This window comes from Streptomyces malaysiensis subsp. samsunensis (assembly GCF_024519315.1).
Lineage (GTDB): Bacteria > Actinomycetota > Actinomycetes > Streptomycetales > Streptomycetaceae > Streptomyces > Streptomyces malaysiensis.
The window spans coordinates 1-18,520 of record NZ_JANIIC010000112.1; the positions used below are offsets into that span (position 1 = coordinate 1).

General features: G+C 73.5%; 3 protein-coding genes. All 3 read right to left on the bottom strand.

What is annotated here, in order from left to right:
- A partial coding sequence (locus NQU54_RS46110) for a type I polyketide synthase (protein ID WP_257636260.1) occupies positions 1-1,509 on the bottom strand: 1,509 nt, incomplete at its 3' end.
- A gap of 16 nt (positions 1,510-1,525) precedes the next feature.
- Positions 1,526-13,792, bottom strand: coding sequence for a type I polyketide synthase (locus tag NQU54_RS46115; RefSeq protein ID WP_257636261.1), 12,267 nt, complete (start codon positions 13,790-13,792; stop codon positions 1,526-1,528).
- A 41-nt stretch (positions 13,793-13,833) separates the two neighbouring features.
- Positions 13,834-18,520, bottom strand: a 4,687-nt coding sequence (locus NQU54_RS46120) for an SDR family NAD(P)-dependent oxidoreductase (protein ID WP_257636262.1), incomplete at its 5' end; no start/stop codon positions are given.

Here is an 18,520-nt window from a genome sequence, read left to right on the forward strand (position 1 = left end):
CGACACACCACGCATGCGCCCAGCCAGAGCGTCCGCCTGCCCCCGCAACGCCTCCGCGCTCCGCGCCGACAGCACCCACGAAACCGTGCCCAGATCGGAGGAGACCGGCTCTGTCGGCTCACCCTCCTCAGGAGCCTGCTCCACGATCACATGCGCGTTGGTGCCACTGATCCCGAACGCGGACACCCCGGCCCGGCGCGGCCGTTCGTTCCTCGGCCACTCCACCGGATCCGTGAGCAGCCGCACCGCACCGCTGGACCAGTCCGCGTGCGGAGTCGGCTCATCGACGTACAACGTGGCGGGGAGCAGTTCATGGCGCAGAGCCATCACCATCTTGATCACACCGGCCACACCCGCCGCACCCTGCGCATGGCCGATGTTGGACTTCAGCGAGCCCAGCCAGAGCGGCTGTTCGGGGGTGCGGTCCTGGCCGTACGCGGCGAGCAGCGCCACTGCCTCGATCGGGTCGCCGAGCGTGGTGCCGGTGCCATGCGCTTCCACCGCGTCCACCTCGACGGAGGAGAGCTGGGCGTTGATCAGCGCCTGGCGGATCACTCGCTGCTGGGAGGGACCGTTGGGCGCGGTGAGACCGTTGCTCGCGCCGTCCTGGTTGATGGCCGAGCCCCGGATCACCGCGAGTACCTGGTGACCGTTGCGCTGTGCGTCGGAGAGCCGCTCCAGCAGCAGGAGCCCCACTCCCTCCGAGAAGCCCGTGCCGTCCGCGGCGGCCGCGAAGGGCTTGCAGCGGCCGTCGGGGGCCAGACCGCGCTGGCGGGAGAACTCCACGAAGGTGTTCGGGGTGGTCATCACGGTGACGCCACCGGCCAGGGCCAACGTGCACTCCCCCTGCCGCAGCGCCTGGCAGGCGAGATGCATCGCGACCAGCGACGATGAACACGCCGTGTCCACCGTCACCGCGGGCCCCTCCAGGCCGAGGGTGAAGGCCACCCGGCCGGAGACCACGCTCAAGGTGTTTCCGGTGAGCAGAAACCCTTCCGTGCTCTTTTCGATCTGCGGGGTGCCGAAGCCGAGGATCCCGGCGCCCGCGTAGACCCCGGTGGGGGTGCCCTTCAGTGAGGTGGGGTCGATTCCCGCGCGTTCGATCAACTCCCAGGCGACTTCCAGCAGTTGGCGCTGCTGGGGGTCGGCGGCCAGGGCCTCGCGCGGGCTGATGCCGAAGAAGGCCGCGTCGAAGCCGTCGGCCCGGTCCAGGAATCCACCGTGCCGGACATAGCTGGTGCCGGAGTGGTCGGGGTCCGGGTGGAACAGCCCGTCCAGCTGCCAGCCGCGGTCGGTCGGGAACTCCCCGATCGCGTCGCCGCGCGAGGCGACGAGCTCCCACAGCTCCTCGGGCGAGGTGATCCCCCCGGGGTACCGGCAGGCCATGCTCACGATGGCCACCGGCTCCTGGGACCGCTCCTCCATCTCACGGAGCCGCCGACGTGTCTGCCCCAGATCGGCCGTGACCTTCTTGAGGTACTGGCGGAGCTTCTCTTCGGTACCCGACATCAGTTCCGCGCCTCCATCAGGGCAGTTCACGGTCAATGAGCTCGAACATCTCGTCGTCCGAGGCCGCTTCGAGGGCGTCGAAGTCGGTCGCGCCGGCCGGGTCGCCGGACCCGCCGGTGTTCCATTTCGCCAGCAGGGCGCCCAGCCGTTTGGCGATCCGCTCCCGGCCTTCGTCGTCCGTGGCGAGGGTGGCCAGGGTGGTGTCCAGCCTGGCCAGCTCGCCCAGGACCGGGTCGACGGCGTCCCGTCCCGGCGCGGGTCCGTCGCCGGGTGCCAGCCGTTCCAGCAAGTGGTCGGCGAGGGCGGTGGCCTCCGGGTAGTCGAAGACCAGTCCGGCGGGCAGGCGCAGGCCGGTGGCGGCGGCGAGCCGATTGCGCAGTTCGACGGCGGTCAGGGAGTCGAAGCCCAGCTCCTTGAAGCTGGCCTCGGCCTGTACGGCATCCACATCGGCGTGTCCGAGTACCGTGGCGGCGTGGCCACGGACCAGGTTGAGCACGAGCCGGTGCTGTTCGGCCGTGGGCAGGCCCGCAAGCCGGGCGCCCCAGTCGACCTGGCGGCCTTCCCCGGCCGCCGCCGCGGTGCGTCGCCCGGTGCCTGCGCCGCCGGTGCCCGCGCCGCCGGTGGCGGCCAGGGCGCGCAGCGTGGCGGGCAGGCTGTCGGCGCGCAGTCCGGCGAGGGTGCGGGGGTCCACATGGGCGGCGACCAGATGGTCACCGCCGTGCTGGACGGCGGCGTCGAGCAGGGCCAGACCGTGCCGGGTGCTCAGGGCGGCGACGCCGGTACGGGACATCCGGGCCAGATCGGCCTCGGCCAGGTGTCCGGTCATCCCGCTGGCGTCGGCCCACAGGCCCCAGGCGATCGATACGCCCGGCAGCCCGGCGGCCCGCCGGTGGGCGGCGAGTGCGTCGCAAAAGGCGTTGGCGGCCGCGTAGTTGGCCTGCCCCGGACTGCCGAGTGTGCCCGCGGCTGAGGAGAAGAGGACGAACATGCCGAGCCGGAGATGGGCCGTCGCCGTGTGCAGATGGGCCGCGGCCGTGGCCTTGGCGGTCCATACCCGCGCCAACCGTTCGGGGGTCTGTGCGGTGACCACCGCGTCGTCCAGCACACCCGTGGCGTGGATGACTCCGGTCAGCGGATGTTCGGGGTCGATGCCCGCCACCAGATCCGCCACCGCCGAGGCGTCGGTGACATCCGTGGCCGCGACGCGCACCCGTGCGCCCAGTTCCTCCAGCCGGGCGGCCAGGTCGCGGGCGCCCGGAGCGTCCGGGCCCCGCCTGCTCACCAGCAGCAGATGGCCCATCCCCCAGGTGCGGGCGAGGTGTTCGGCGATGTAGGCGCCCAGGGTGCCGGTGCCACCGGTGATCAGCACCGTGCCGTCCGGATCGACCGCGGCGGGTACGTCGAGCACCAGCTTGCCGGTGTGCTTGGCCTGGCTCAGCCGGCGTAGCGCGGCGCGCGCCCGGTCGAGCGGCCAGGGCCGTACGGGCGCGGGCCGCAGCTCTCCGGCTCCGAACAGCTCGCCCAGTTCACGCAGCATCTCTCCGATGCGGTCCGGCCCGGCGTCCGGCACCAGGTCGAAGGCGCGATAGCGGATGCCCGGATGTGCGGCCGCGAGACGCTCCGGATCGCGGATATCGGTCTTGCCCATCTCGGAGAGCCGTCCGCCGTCGGCCAGCAGCCTCAGGGACGCGTCGACGAAGGGCCCGGCCAAACTGTTGAGCACCACATCCACGCCACGTCCGCCGGTGGCCTCCCGGAACACCTCCTCGAAGTCCAGATCGCGCGACGAGGCGCGATGTGCCTGGTCGATGCCCATCTCCTCCAGCACCCCGTGTTTGCCGGGGCTCGCCGTCGCGTAGACCTCCGCGCCCAAGTGGCGGGCGATCTGCACGGCCGCCATGCCGACGCCGCCGGTGGCGGCGTGGATCAGCACCGATTCGCCGTCCCGCAGCCCGGCCAGGTCCACCAGCCCGTACCAGGCCGTGAGGAACACCACCGGTACGGCGGCCGCCTGCCGGAAGCTCCAGCCGTCGGGGATCGGCACGACCATGCGCGCGTCCGCCGCCGCCCACGGCCCGAACGCGCCCTCGAACAGGCCCATGACCCGGTCGCCCACCGCGAGCCCGGCCACCTCGGGGCCGATGTCCACGACCACGCCCGCGCCCTCGCTGCCGCGGAACACCCCGCCACCGGGGTACATCCCGACGACGATCAGCGCGTCGCGGAAGTTCATGCCCGCCGCGTGCACCGCGATCCGGACCTCTCCCGGCCCCAGCGGCTCCAGCACTTCGGGGCACGGCACGGGCGTCACATTGTCCACGGTGGACGCGCCCCGCACGGCGAGTCGCCACGCGGGCTCTCCCACCGGACCCACCAGACCGCCGTTGCCGGGGCCGCCCGCACGCGTCAGACGAGGCGCCCATACCCGGCCGGAGCCCACCGCCACCTGCGGTTCGTCCAGGGCTACGGCCCTCAGCACACCGTCCAGCACGGCCGCCCCGATCTCATCGGGGTCGGGCGCGCCGTGCGGATCGCGGTCGAGCAGGAGGAACCGCTCCGGGTTCTCCGCCTGTGCGCTGCGCAGCAGCCCCCATACCGCGGCACCCGCCGTGTCCACGGCCCCGGAGCCATGGTCCTCCGCCACCGGGCCGCCGGGCGCGACCGCGCCGTGTGTCACCACGACCAAGCGGCTCTCGGCCAGCCGGGGTTCGGCCAGCCAGCCCCGCAGCAGGTCAAGTGTCCGCCGCACGGCCGCCAGGGCATCGGTCCCGGCGGCCTCGATGTCCATGGCCGTCTTCGAGGCGGGTACGGCGGTCAGCGCCACCGAGGGCACGGGTGTCCCGGCGTCGATGGCCGCGACCAGCGACTCCAGGTGCGGGTGGCGGACCACGTCCGGCGGGGCCCACTCGACGCCCTCGGCGCCCAGCGCCACCCAGCCGCCGTCCCCGGCCACCGGCTCGGGCAGCCCCGTGTCGGCACCGGGCGCCATCTCGGGGAGCGGAGTCCAGTCCAGGGTGAAGAGTCCGTCCACGGCTCCCCGGCCGGCGGTCCGCAGCTGATCCGTACGGGCGGGGCGCAGCACCAGGGAGTCGACGGTCAGTACCGGGTCGCCCACGGCGTCGGCCACGGTCAGCCGCAGCGCCCGCTCGCCTTCCGCAGCCTGCTCATGCGGGGTCAACCGGACGCGTACGGTGGTCGCTCCCGCGGCCCACAGCGACACCCCCTGCCAGGCGAATGGCAGCCACACCCGGCCGTCGTCGTGCTCCTCCCTCTGTGCCTCCCCGTGTTTCTCTCCGTGCTCCTCTCCGGGCTCCTCTCCGTGCTCCTCCGCGGGCCGGTCGAGGAGGGACGCCGGGTGCAGCGCGGCGTCCAGCAGCGCCGGGTGGATGCCGAATCCGGCCTGGCCGCCCGCCGGTTCGGGCAGCGCCACCTCGGCGAGCACGTCCGCGCCGTCGCGCCACAGCCTCCGTACGCCCTGGAACGCGGGGCCGTATCCGTATCCGGCGGCCGCGGCACGCTCGTAGAAGCCGTCCGTGTCCACCGGCTCCGCGCCCGCCGGAGGCCAGACCCCGGAGGGCTGGGGTGCCGGTTCGCCGTGGGGGCCGAGCACGCCGACCGCGTGGCACACCCAGACCGGGTCCGCGGTGGTTTCGGCGTCGCGGTCGGGCCGGGAGTACACCCGTACGTCGCGGCGCCCGTCCTCGGCGGCCTCGCCCACCATCACCTGGACACGCAGCCCGCCGGTGTCGGGGAGGACGAGCGGGAGCTGGAGGGCGAGTTCCTCCACCGTGCCGCAGCCCGCCTCGTCGGCGGCCCGCAGCGCCCATTCGACCTGGGCCGCCCCCGGCACCAGCCGGGCGCCCGCCACCACGTGTTCGCCGAGCCAGCCATCGCCGCCACCGGCCGTCAGCCGTCCGGTGAGCAGATGGGTACTGCCGTCGGCGAGTTCCACGGCCGCGCCGAGCAGCGGGTGTTCGGCGGAGACAAGGCCGAGGTCAGCGGGGTCGCCGCCCCGGCCCGCGGTACCTTCGAGCCAGTAGCGCTCGCGCTGGAATGCGTAGGTGGGCAGCGGCACGGTGCGGGGCGCGGGGTCGGTGGGGAACAGCGTGGTCCAGTCGACCTCGGCCCCCACGGTGAACGCCTGGGCCAGCGAGCGCACCAGCTGGGCGAGGTCGCCGTGGTCACGGCGCAGGGTGGGGACGGTGGCGGCGGGAACGCCCGCCTCCTCGAAGCTCTCCTGCATGCCCACCGTGAGGACGGGGTGGGTGCTTGCCTCGATGAACACCCGGTGGCCATCGGCCAGCAGCGCCTGAATCGCCTCGGCGAACCGCACCCGCTCCCGCAGATTCCGCACCCAGTAACCCGTATCCAGAACCGAGGCATCGGCCCGGCCACCGGTCACGGTGGAGTAGAACGCCACCCCGGAGCCGGGCGGTTCGACCGGCTCAACTCCCCTGAGAAGATCGGTGAGTTCGTCCGCGATCTCATCGACCTGGGGGCTGTGCGAGGCGTAGTCAACCTCGATGGTCCGGGCGCGTTCCCCGGTGTCACGGCAGGCGGCCACGGCCGTGGCCACCTGCTCCGGCGGACCGGACACCACGGTGGAGGCGGGGCCGTTCACGGCGGCCACGACCACGGCGGCCGCACGGTCGCCCAGCCCCGACAGCAGATCCATGGCCCGTTCCTGACCCACTCCGAGGGAGGCCATCGCCCCGCCTCCGGCCAGTTGGCGCAGCGCCCGGCTGCGCAGGGCCACGACCCGGGCGCCGTCCTCCAAGGTGAGCGCCCCGGCCACGCAGGCGGCGGCGATCTCGCCCTGACTGTGGCCCACCACTGCGGCGGGCCGCACCCCGTGGCCCGCCCATACGGCGGTCAGGGACACCATCACCGCCCACAGGACGGGCTGCACCACATCCACCCGACTCAGATCGCCCGCGCCGGCCACGCCGCGCAGCACCCCGGTGAGCGACCAGTCGACGTACGGCGCCAGCGCTCGTTCGCACTCCGCCACCCGAGCGGCGAACACCAGTGAGGCGTCCAGCAGTCCGGCACCCATCCCGATCCACTGCGAGCCCTGGCCGGGGAAGACCAGCACCGGGCCCGCGCCACCTGTGGAGGCGGCCGCGCCCGTGTGCACCACACCCGGGTGTGTCTCGTCGGCCGCAAGGGCCTCGACGGCCGCCATCAGTTCGGCGCGGCTCTCACCGACCACGACGGCGCGGTGGTCGAACAGCGTGCGGGAGCGGATGAGGGACCAGCCCACTTCGGCGGGCGAGGCCGTGGGGCCGGTGGTCAGCCGCGCGGCCAGTGCCCGCGCCTGGTCCCGTAGCGCCTCGGCTCCCCGTGCGGACAGCACCCAGGGCACGACCCGAGGGCCGTGGGGTCCGGGCTCGGGATCGGGTTCGGGATCGGGCTCCGTGGAGTGTGCCTGGTCCAGGGCCTGTTCGAGGATCACATGGGCGTTGGTGCCGCTGATGCCGAAGGAGGAGACGCCCGCGCGCCGGGGCCGTTCGGCCCGTGGCCACTCGACCGCCTCGGTCAGCAGCCGCACTCCGCCGTCGTTCCATCCCACATGCGGGCTGGGCTCGTCGATGTGGAGCGAGACGGGCAGCAGCCCGTGGCGCATGGCCATCACCATCTTGATCACGCCCGCCACGCCCGCGGCGGCCTGGGTGTGACCGATGTTGGACTTGATGGAGCCGAGCCACAGCGGACTGCCCTCCGGCCGGTCCTCGCCGTAGGTGGCGAGCAGCGCCTGGGCCTCGATGGGGTCGCCGAGCGTGGTGCCGGTGCCGTGGGCCTCCACCGCGTCGACGTCCGCCGGGGAGAGGCGTGCGGTGGCCAGGGCCTGGCGGATCACCCGCTGCTGGGACGGTCCGTTCGGCGCGGTCAGTCCGTTGGACGCGCCGTCCTGGTTGATCGCCGACCCGCGGATCACCGCCAGCACATCACGGCCGTTGCGGCGCGCGTCCGACAGCCGCTCCAGGACGAGGAGGCCGATGCCCTCGCCCCAGCCGGTGCCGTCGGCCGCCGCGGCGAACGGCTTGCAGCGGCCGTCCGGGGCCAGTCCGCGCTGGCGCGAGAACTCCACGAAGGTGTTGGGTGTGGCCATCACCGTCACCCCACCGGCAAGCGCCAGGGTGCACTCCCCCTGCCGCAGCGCCTGCGCCGCGAGATGCATGGCCACCAGCGACGAGGAGCACGCCGTGTCCACCGTCACCGCGGGCCCCTCCAGGCCGAAGGTGAACGCCACGCGGCCGGAGGCGATGCTCGGTGTGCTGCCGGTCATCAGACGGCCCTCGATGCCCTCGGGGGTACGGCCCAGGAAGCGGCTGCCGTAGTCGTCGTACATGACCCCGGTGAACACCGCGCCACGGCTGCCCCGCAGGCTCACCGGGTCGATGCCCGCGCTCTCGAACGCCTGCCACGCGGTCTCCAGCAGCAGCCGCTGCTGCGGGTCGGTGGCCAGCGCCTCGCGGGGTGAGATCCCGAAGAACTCGGCGTCGAACCGCGGGGCCTCGTGGAGGAATCCGCCCTCGCGGGCGTAGCTGGTGCCGGTGTGGTCCGGGTCGGGGTCGAAAAGGCCGCCGAGGTCCCAGCCGCGGTCCGCGGGGAACTCCCCGATCGCGTCCACCCCGTCGGCCACCATCCGCCACAGCTCGTCGGGGGAGCCGACACCGCCCGGATAGTGGCAGGCCATGCCGACGATGGCGATCGGGTCGTCGTCGGTGGCCACGGGCTTGGCCGTCGGTGGGAGCGGTGTTTCGGCCGGTGCGCCGACCAGCCGCTCGCGCAGGAAGCGCACCAGGGCGTCGGGGGTCGGATAGTCGAAGATGACGGTGGCCGGGATCCGGGTGCCGGTGGCCGCGTTGAGCCGGTTGCGCAGGTCGAGCGCGGTCAGCGAGTCGAAGCCGAGGTCCTGGAAGGCTCTGCCCAGTTCGATGGCCTCCGGCGCGGGGTGGGCGAGCACGGTGGCGACCTGGTCGCGTACCAGTTCTCCGATGAGCCGGTCCTGCTCCTCGGGCGGCAGGTCGGCGAGCCGCCCGGCCAGGGAACTCGTCACGGTGTTCCGGGCGGCCAGTGTGGGCATGTGCACCAGCCGCCGCAGTACGGGCGGAAGTGGCCCGGCGGACGCCCGGGTGCGCAGCGCCGCGAGGTCGAAGCGCGCGGGGACGAGCGTGGGGTGATCGGTGGTGAGCGCCGTGTCGAGCAGCGTCAGCGCCTGCTCGTTGGAGACGGGGGCGACTCCGGAGCGGGCCATCCGGGCGAGGTCCGCGTCGTCCAGGTGGCCGGCCATACCACCGGCGGCCGCCAGCAGCCCCCAGGCCAGCGCGTGGGCCGTGCGCCCCTCGGCGCGGCGGCGTTCGGCGAGTGCGTTGAGGAACATGTTGGCCGCGGCGTAGTTGGCCTGGCCGCCGTTGCCCATGATGGACGCGGCGGAGGAGAACATCACGAACGCGGCCGGATCCATGTCCCGGGTCAGCCGGTGCAGATGCCACGCGGCGTCCAGCTTCGGGGCGAGTACGGTGTCGAGTTGCTCGGGGGTCATGGCGGTGACCACACCGTCGTCGAGCACCCCGGCGGTGTGGATGACGGCCGTCAGCGGATGCGCTTCGGGGAGCGTGGCGAGCAGCGCGGCCAGCGCCTCGGGGTCGGCGGCGTCACACGCCGCGATGCGTACGTCCGCCGCGCCCAGCGCGGTCAGTTCGTCCGCGAACGCGTCGATGTCCTCCGTGATGCCACCGCTCCGGCTGGCCAGCAGCAGATGGCGGGCGCCGTGCGCGGCGACCAGATGCCGGGCGACCAGCCGGCCCAGCGCTCCGGTGCCGCCGGTGATCAGTGCCGTGCCGTCCGGGTCGAGGGCGCGGGGCGGGGTGTCCCGCTCGGGGCGGACCTTGACCAGACGGGGCACGAAGGCCGTACCCGCCCGTACCGCCACCTCGGATTCGGCACCGGCGACGGCGGCCGGAAGGGCGGTGCGCAGGGCATCGCGCGAGGCGGGGTCGTCGTCCAGGTCGAGCAGCAGGACGCGCTCCGGGTGTTCGGCCTGGGCGGCGCGGACCAGACCCCATACGGGCGCGGTGGCCAGGTCGGCGGGCCCGTCCCCGGGGCCGGTGGCGACCGCGCCGCGGGTGGCGATGACCAGCCGGGTCCCGCTGAACCGCTCGTCCGTCAGCCAGGTGCGCAGCGCGCCGAGAATGTGATGCACCACGGCGCGTACCCGGGCGGGCGTCTCGTCCGGGTGTGCCGAGGTGTCGGGCGCGGAAGTGTCAGGTGCGCCGGGGCATTCGAGGACGACGATGTCGGGGGCGGGCTGTCCGCCGTCGAGGGCGGCCCGCAGGGCGTCCAGGTCCGGGTGCGCGGGGAGATCCGGGACGGCCGGGGCCTGATCGCGGGGTCCGATGAGCGCCCAACTCACGGTGGACGGGGGCGAGTCGGCGGAGATCGGGTAGGGCTGCCAGTCCAGGCGGTACAGCGGGGCGTCGGCCGTGGCGGCGCGGGCGGAGCGCCAGCGGTCGGCGGGGACCTCCCGCAGCCCGAGGGCGTCGATGGTGGCCACGGGCGCGCCGTGGTCGTCGGTCAGCCGCAGCGTGAGGGTGTCCGCGGCGGTGGGGGTGATGCGCACTCGCAGCCGGGTGGCGCCGGTGGCGAAGAGCCGCACCCCGCCGAAGGTGAACGGCAGTCTGACGGTGGCCTCGGCGCCGTCCGGCGCGTGGACGCCGCCCATGAGCTCTTCCACCGGGTGCAGGGCGCTGTCGAGCAGGGCGGGGTGCAGCCCGTAGCCGTCGGCCTCGGCGCGCTGTTCCGGGGCCAGACGCACCTCGGCGAGCATCTCCTCGCCGAGCCGCCATGCGGTGTGCAGCCCGCGGAAGGCGGGCCCGTAGGCGTATCCCTGTGCGGCCAGGCGCTCGTACAGGTCGGCCACGTCGACCGGGACGGCCCCGGCGGGTGGCCAGGCCGTGGTCTGCGGCCCGTCGTCGGGCGGTGGTGTGATCGCGTCGGACAGTACGCCGGTGGCGTGGTGGCGCCAGGCGGCCGGGGTGTCCAGGGCGCCGCCGCCCTCGTCGGCCGGGCGCGAGGCGATGGTGACGGTCCGCCGTCCGGTCTCGTCGGGCGGGGTGACGGCGAGCTGGATCCGTACCGCGCCGGAGGCGGGCAGGATCAGCGGTGTCTCCAGGGTGAGGTCGTCGATCAGCGCGCTGCCGGTGCGTGCGGCGGCGAGGAGGGCCAGCTCGAGCAGGGCCGTACCGGGCAGGGGGACGCTGTCCGCGATGGTGTGGTCGGCGAGCCATGCGTGGGTGTGCGGGGACAGCCGCCCGGTGAGCAGCAGTCCGCCGTCGGGTGTCTCCACGGCGGCTTGGAGCAGGGGATGGCCGGTGGCGCCGAGGCCGACGGCGCGTACGTCGGCGGTGGTGTTCGGGACGGGCCGCCAGTACCGCTGCCGCTGGAACCGGTAGGTGGGCAGGTCGACATGGACCGCGTCCTCGGGGAGTGCGGCGGCGAAGTCGACCGCGCCGCCGTCGATGTGCATCAGGGCGAGCGCGGTCAGCAGCGTACGGGGCTCGTCGCGGCCGGGACGCAGGACGGTGGCGAACACGGGCTCGCCGTCGGAGGTATCGGGGGCCGTCGTCTCGGCGGCGAGGGCGTCCTGGGCCATGGTGGTGAGGACGGCGTCGGGGCCGAGTTCGAGGTAGCGCGTCACACCTTCGCCGTGCAGGGTGCGCAGACCGTCGTGGAACCGTACGGGCTCGCTGATGTGCCGCACCCAGTACTCGGGGTCGCGCAGCTGCTCCGGGTCGGAAGGCCGGCCGGTGACGTTGGAGATCACCGGGATGCGCGGTGCGTGGTAGGTGAGCCGCCGCGCCACTTCGCGGAAGTCGTCCAGCATGGGGTCGAGAAGGGGCGAGTGGAAGGCGTGGCTGACGCGGAGCCGCTTGGTGCGGTGGCCGCGCTCCTTGAGGGTTCGGGCGATCTCGTCGACGGTTTCGGCGGCCCCGGACACGACCACCGAGGTGGGGCCGTTGACCGCGGCGAGCGCCACACGGTCCGCGCGGCCCGCGAGCAGGGGGAGGACCTGCTCCTCGGTGGCTTCGACGGCGGCCATGGCGCCGCCGGACGGCAGCGCCTGCATCAGCCGGCCACGGGCGGCCACCAGCGCGCAGGCGTCCGGAAGGGACAGCACACCCGCCACGTGCGCGGCCACCAGCTCGCCGACGGAGTGGCCGGTCAGGAAGGAGGGGGTGAGGCCGAACGACTCGACGAGCCGGAAGAGCGCGGTCTCCAGGGCGAAGAGGGCCGCCTGGGTCACGCCGGTGCCGTGCAGGGCCCGCGCCTCGTCGGTGTCCTCGGCCGCGAAGAGGATGTCGCGCAGCGGGTGGCCGAGCAGCGGGTCCAGTTGGGCGCAGGCGTCGTCGAGTGCGGTGGCGAACACATCAAAGGCGCGGTACAACTTCCGGCCCATCCTGGGCCGTTGGCTGCCCTGCCCGGTGAACATGAAGGCGGTGCCGCCGGAGCGGGTCGGCGCCGTGGCCAGGGTCAGCCCGGGGTGGCCGCGGCCCTCGGCCAGGGCCCGTACGGCCGTCAGCAGTTCGTCGCGGTCCTCGCCGATCGCCACGGCCCGGTACTCGAAGGCCGAGCGGGTCCGGGCCAGCGACCAGCCCACATCGGCCACGGGCAGGTCGGGGTGGTCGGTGAGATACGTGGCAAGTGCGCCGGCCTGGTCGCGTAACGCCTGGCCGGTGCGGGCGGACACCACCCAGGGCACCGGGCGTTGGCCCGGCGGCTCGGTGTCCGCGGCGATCGCCCCGGGGATCCGGTCCGGTGTGGAGGACACACCGGCGGGGGGCTCGTCGGCAGGGGACACACCGGCGGGGGGCTCGTCGGCGGAGGACTCGTCGGCCGGGGGCTGTTCGAGCAGCAGATGGGCGTTGGTCCCGGAGATGCCGAAGGAGGACACCGCCGCCCGGCGGGGCCGCTCGCCACCCGGCCAGTCGACGGCTTCGGTGAGCAGGCGTACGGCGCCGGTGTCCCATGCGACATGGGGTGTGGGCTCGTTGACATTCAGGGTGGCGGGCAGCGTCTCGTACCGCATCGCCATGATCATCTTGATGACCCCGGCCACACCCGCGGCACCTTGCGTGTGCCCGATGTTGGACTTGACCGATCCCAGCCACAGTGGCCGGTCATCGGGCCGGTCCCGGCCGTAGGTGGCGAGCAGCGCATGGGCTTCGATGGGATCGCCGAGGCGGGTTCCGGTGCCGTGCGCCTCCACCACGTCCACCTCGGCCGGGGACAGCCGTGCGTTCGCCAGCGCCTGGAGGATGACGCGCTGCTGGGAGGGTCCGTTGGGCGCGGTCAGGCCGTTTGAGGCGCCGTCCTGGTTGATGGCCGAGCCCCGGATCACCCCGAGTACGCGACGGCCGTGGCGCCGTGCGTCGGACAGCCGCTCCAGCAGCACGAGGCCGACGCCCTCGGAGAAGGCGGTGCCGTCGGCGTCGGCCGAGAACGCCTTGCACCGGCCGTCCGGAGCCAGCCCGCGCTGGCGGGAGAACTCGGTGAACACGTTCGGGATGGCCATCACCGTCACCCCGCCGGCCAGGGCCAGGGTGCACTCGCCCTGCCGCAGCGCCTGACACGCCAGGTGCATCGACACCAGCGAGGACGAACACGCCGTGTCCACGGTGACCGCCGGCCCCTCCAGGCCGAGGGTGTACGCCACCCGGCCGGAGAGCACACTGGGCGCGTTGCCCGTCACCAGATAGCCCTCGGCGCTCTTCTCGATGTGCGGGGTGCCGAAGCCGGGCAGCGCGGTCCCGGCGTACACCCCCGTCGAGGAGCCCTTCAGCTCGGCCGGGTCGATTCCGGCGCGTTCGAGGAGCTCCCAGGACACTTCGAGCAGCAGCCGCTGCTGCGGGTCGATGGCCAGCGCCTCGCGCGGGCTGATACCGAAGAACTCGGGGTCGAACTGGTCGGCGTCGTAGAGGAATCCGCCCTCGCGGGCATGGCTGGTGCCGGGGTGGTCCGGGTCGGGGTGGAACAGCCCGTCCAGGTCCCAGCCGCGGTCGGCGGGGAACTCCCCCATGGCGTGGTCGCCGGAGGCCAGGAGCCGCCACAGCTCCTCGGGCGAGTCGGCTTGGCCGGGGTAGCGGCAGGCCATGCCGACCACGGCCACCGGCTCCTGGGAGCGGTCCTCCAACTCGCGCAGCCGCTGACGCGTTTCGTGCAGATCGCCTGCCACTCGCCGCAGATAGTCGACCAGCTTCTCTTCATTAGCGTGCGTCACAGAGGGTCACCCGGCCTTCAGCGAAGGGCGCGCCACGTAGTTCATGACAGGCCAAGTTCGTTGTCGATGAATTCCAGAACCTGATCGGCGGTCGCCACCCGCAACCGCCCCACGGCATTGCCGTCGTCCGCCCGCGCCGACGAGCACAGCGCCTTCCACTTGGACAGCAAGGTCTCCAGCCGGGCGGTGACCGCGCCGGAGTCCACGTCCTCGACCGCGACGGCCGACAGGCTGTTCTCCAGCCTGACCAGCTCGTTGAGCACGGGATGAGGCCGCGGTACATCGGCGTCCGGGGCGCCCGGCTCACCGTCCGGCGAGAGCTCCCGGCGCAGCCGCTCGGCCAGCACGGCCGCCTCCGGGTGGTCGAAGACGAGGGCCGCGGGCAGCCGCAGTCCGGTGGCCGCGGCCAGCCGGTTGCGCAGTTCCACGGCGGTCAGCGAGTCGAAGCCGAGGTCCTTGAACGACGCGTCCGGCCGCACCACACCCGGATCGGCGTGGCCGAGCACCGTGGCCGCCTGCGTTCGCACCAGGTTGAGCAGCAGCCGGTGCTGTTCGGTGGCCGGCAGTCCCCTGAGCCGACCCGCCCAGTCGGTGGTCTGCCCACCGGCGGCCGCCGTGGGCCGGGCCCGCCCGCCGCCGGCGGCGGTGGTGGCGAGGGCCCGCAAGGGGGCGGGGAGGGTGCCGGGGGGCTGTGCGGCGAGGGAGCCGGTGTCCAGGCGGAGGGCCAGCAGATGCGGATGGCCGTGGTGGCGGGCCGCGTCCAGCAGCGCCAGCCCCTCCTCGGCGCTGTTGGCCTTGATGCCCAGCCGGCCGATCCTGGCCAGATCGGCGTCGGCCAGCCGTGCAGTGAGGCCGCTGGTGGCCGCCCAGAGTCCCCATGCCACCGACAGCCCGGGAAGCCCGGCCGCCTGGCGGCGGGCGGCCAGGGCATCGCAAAAGGCGTTGGCGGCCGCATAGTTGGCCTGGCCCGGGGTGCCGAGATCGGAGGCGAAGGAGGAGAACATGATGAACATGCCCAGCCGCTGACGCTCGGTGGCGGTGTGCAGATGGGCCGCGGCCGCGGCCTTCGCCGCCCACGCCCGCGCAAGCCGTTTCGGATCCTGCGAAGGGAGCATCGCGTCGTCCAGCGCTCCGGCCGCGTGCACGACACCGGTCAGCGGATGTGCCGGGTCGATACCCGCGAGGACCTCGGCCAGCTGGGCGCTGTCACCGATGTCGCAGGCGGCGATACGCACGTCGGCCCCCAGGTCGGCGAGGCGGGTCAGCAGCTCCGGCGCGCCGGGCGCGTCCGTACCGCCGCGGCTCACCAGCAGCAGATGGCGGATGTTCCAGTGGCGGACGAGGTGCTCGGCGACATGTCCGCCGAGGGTCCCGGTGCCACCGGTGATGAGCACGGTGCCCTCGGGGTCCACCGGAGCGGGGACGTCCAGCACCAGCTTCCCGGTGTGCTTGGCCTGGCTCAGATACCGCAACGCCTCACGCGCCCGGCTCAACGGCCACGCCCGCACCGAAGGCGGCTCCAGTACACCGGAGGCGAACAACTCACCCAGCTCGCACAACATTTCGCCAATGCGGTCCGGACCGGCGTCGGCGATCAGGTCGTACGCGCAGTAGCGGACACCGGGGTGCTCGGCCGCGATCACCTCCGGGTCACGGATATCCGTCTTGCCCATCTCCAGCAGCCGACCACCCTCGCGCAGGAGACGCAGCGAAGCGTCCACGAAGGGCCCGGCCAAGCTGTTGAGCACCACATCCACACCACGGCCACCGGTCGCCTCACGGATCGCCTCCTCAAAGGCCAGATCACGCGAGGAAGCCCGGTGTGCCGCATCGACACCCATCGCCTCCAGCACCCCATGCTTACCGGGGCTCGCCGTCGCATAGACCTCCGCACCCAGGTGACGCGCGATCCGCACCGCGGCCGTCCCCACACCACCGGTCGCCGCATGGATCAGCACCCGTTCCCCCGCTTGGAGCCCGCCCAGCTCCACGAGCCCGTACCAGGCGGTGAGGAACACGACGGGGGCCGCGGCCGCCTGCCGGAAGGTCCAGCCGTCGGGGATGGGTACGACCGTACGGGCGTCCGCCACGGCCTGCGGGCCGAACGCGCCCTCGAACAGGCCCATCACCCGGTCGCCCACGGCGAGGCCGGTCACACCGGGGCCGACCTCCCGCACCACACCGGCGCCCTCGCTGCCCTCGAAGGCCGCGTCCCCGGGGTACATCCCCAACACGATCAGCGCATCGCGGAAGTTGACGCCCGCCGCGTGGACATCGATCCGGATGTGGCCCTCCCTCAGCGGTTCCAGCACCTCCGGGCAGGCCACCGGCCGCACGCTGTCCACCGTCCCGGCGCCCTCGAGCCCGAGCCGCCACGCGGGCTCCCCCGCCGGGGCCACCAGGCCGCCGCTTCGCGCGGCACGCACCAGCCGGGGCATCAGCGCCCGCCCCGCGCGCAGCGCCAGCTGCGGCTCGTCCATCTCCACGGCGCGCGCCACGGCGTCGGCCACGAGGCGGGCGGACGACACCTCGGCGTGCGGGTCGAGATCGAGCAGCAGGAAACGGCCGGGGTTCTCGGCCTGCGCGCTGCGCACCAGGCCCCATACGGCAGCACCCGCCGTATCCACGCCCTCCGCCACGGGATCGAAGCCACCGGGGTCATCGGTCGCGATGGCGCCCCGCGTCACCACCACCAACCGGGTGTCGGCCAGGCGCGGTTCGGCCAGCCAGCCCTGCAACAGCGCCAGGACCCGCTCCGCCGAGGCCAGACCGTCGGCCGCCATCCCGCGATCCCGCGCGTCGACCGCCTTGGCGGGCTCGAGTGCCAGGACGACCGCGGGGGTGGGGGCACCCGCGTCGAGTGCGCTGATCAACGACTGCGAATCCGGGTGGCGTACGGCTGCGGATCCGGCCGGAGCCCTGTCCTCGGGCCCCAGGATCGCCCAGTCGGCGTCATCGGCCGTATGGTCCGCGGACTGCCCGGCGCCGTTGGGTGGCGCGGGAACCGGCAGGGGAACCCAATCCATGACCAACAACCCATCCGCGCCCGGCTGTTGGGCCGTGCGCAGCTGATCGGGGTCGGCCGACCGCAGCACCACCGCGTCGGCGCTCAGCACCGGGGTGCCCAGGGCATCCGCCACGGTCACCCGCAGCGTCCGTTCCCCCTCGGCACTCGGCTCGTACGGAGAGATCCGCACCCGTACCGTGGTCGCCCCGGTCGCCCATAGCGACACGCCGCTCCAGGTGAACGGCAACCACACCCGGCCACCGGCCGACTCGGCGCCCCTCGGTGACCCATCGGTCAGCAGAACGGGATGCAGCACGGCGTCCAGCAGCGCCGGGTGGATACCGAATCCCGTCCGCTCCCCCGCGGCCTCCGGCAGCGCCACCTCGGCCAGCAGGTCCGTCCCGTCCCGCCAGATGGCGCGCAGGCCCTGGAAGGCCGGGCCGTACGCATACCCCGACGCCGCGAGGTGCTCGTAGAAGTCCCCGGGCTCCACCGGCTTCGCACCCGCCGGTGGCCACGCCCCGCCCAGCTCCTCCACCGGCCCGGAGCCGTCAGGAGGCGGGCTCAGCACGCCCTCCGCATGGCATACCCACCCGGCCGCCGCGTCGCCACCATCGTCGTCGGGACGCGAGTACATCCGCACATCGCGTCGGCCATCGGCGCCCGGCCCGCCCACGGCCACTTGCAGTCGAACCCCGCCGTTGGACGGCAGTACGAGCGGTACCTGGAGCGCCAGCTCCTCGACACCGCCGCAGCCCACCTCATCGGCGGCCCGCAGCGCCCACTCCACCAGGGCCGTCCCGGGTACCAGCACCGCGCCCGCCACCACATGGTCGGCGAGCCAGCCATGGGACCGCGCCGAGAGCCGTCCCGTCAGCAGATGGCCCTGGCCATCGGCAAGCTCCACGGCGGCGCTCAGCAGCGGATGCCCCGCGGCGACCAAGCCGAGGTCGGTGGGGTCGGCACCCCGGCCGCTGAGGCCGTCCAGCCAGTAGCGCTGGTGCTGGAAGGCGTACGTGGGCAGATCGACCGTACGAGGGGTGGGGTCGGCCGGGAACGCGGACCTCCAGTCGACGTCGGTTCCGGCGATGAACGCCTGGCCCAGCGAGTGGAGGAGCTGAGCCTGGCCACCGTGATCGCGGCGCAGTGTGGGCACGGCGACCGCCTCCACACCCACCTGCTCGAACGTCTCCTCCATTCCGAGGGTCAGCACGGGATGGGGGCTGGCCTCGATGAACACCCGGTGGCCGTCCGCCAGCAACGCCTCGACGGCATCGGCGAACCGCACCCGCTCCCGCAGATTCCGCACCCAATAGCCCGTATCCAGGGCAGAGGCATCGGTCCGGCCACCGGTGACCGTCGAGTAGAACGCCACCTCATCCGCACCACCCGAAAGCGGACGGACCCCGGCCAGAACCTCATTCAACTCCTCGCGGATCTCCTCCACTTGGGGACCGTGCGAGGCGTAATCGACCTCGATCAGCCGCGCCCGCTCCCCCACCTCCTGGCATGCGGCCACGACAGCGGTCACCTGCTCCGGCGGGCCCGAAATCACCGTGGAGGAAGGCCCGTTGACGGCCGCCACGCCCACGCCAGCAGCCTGACCCCTTAGACCGGAAAGGAGTTGGCCCGCCCGATCCTGGCCCACCCCGAGGGAAGCCATCGCCCCGCCCCCGGCCAACCGTCGCAACGCCTTACTCCGCAGGGCCACCACCTTCGCA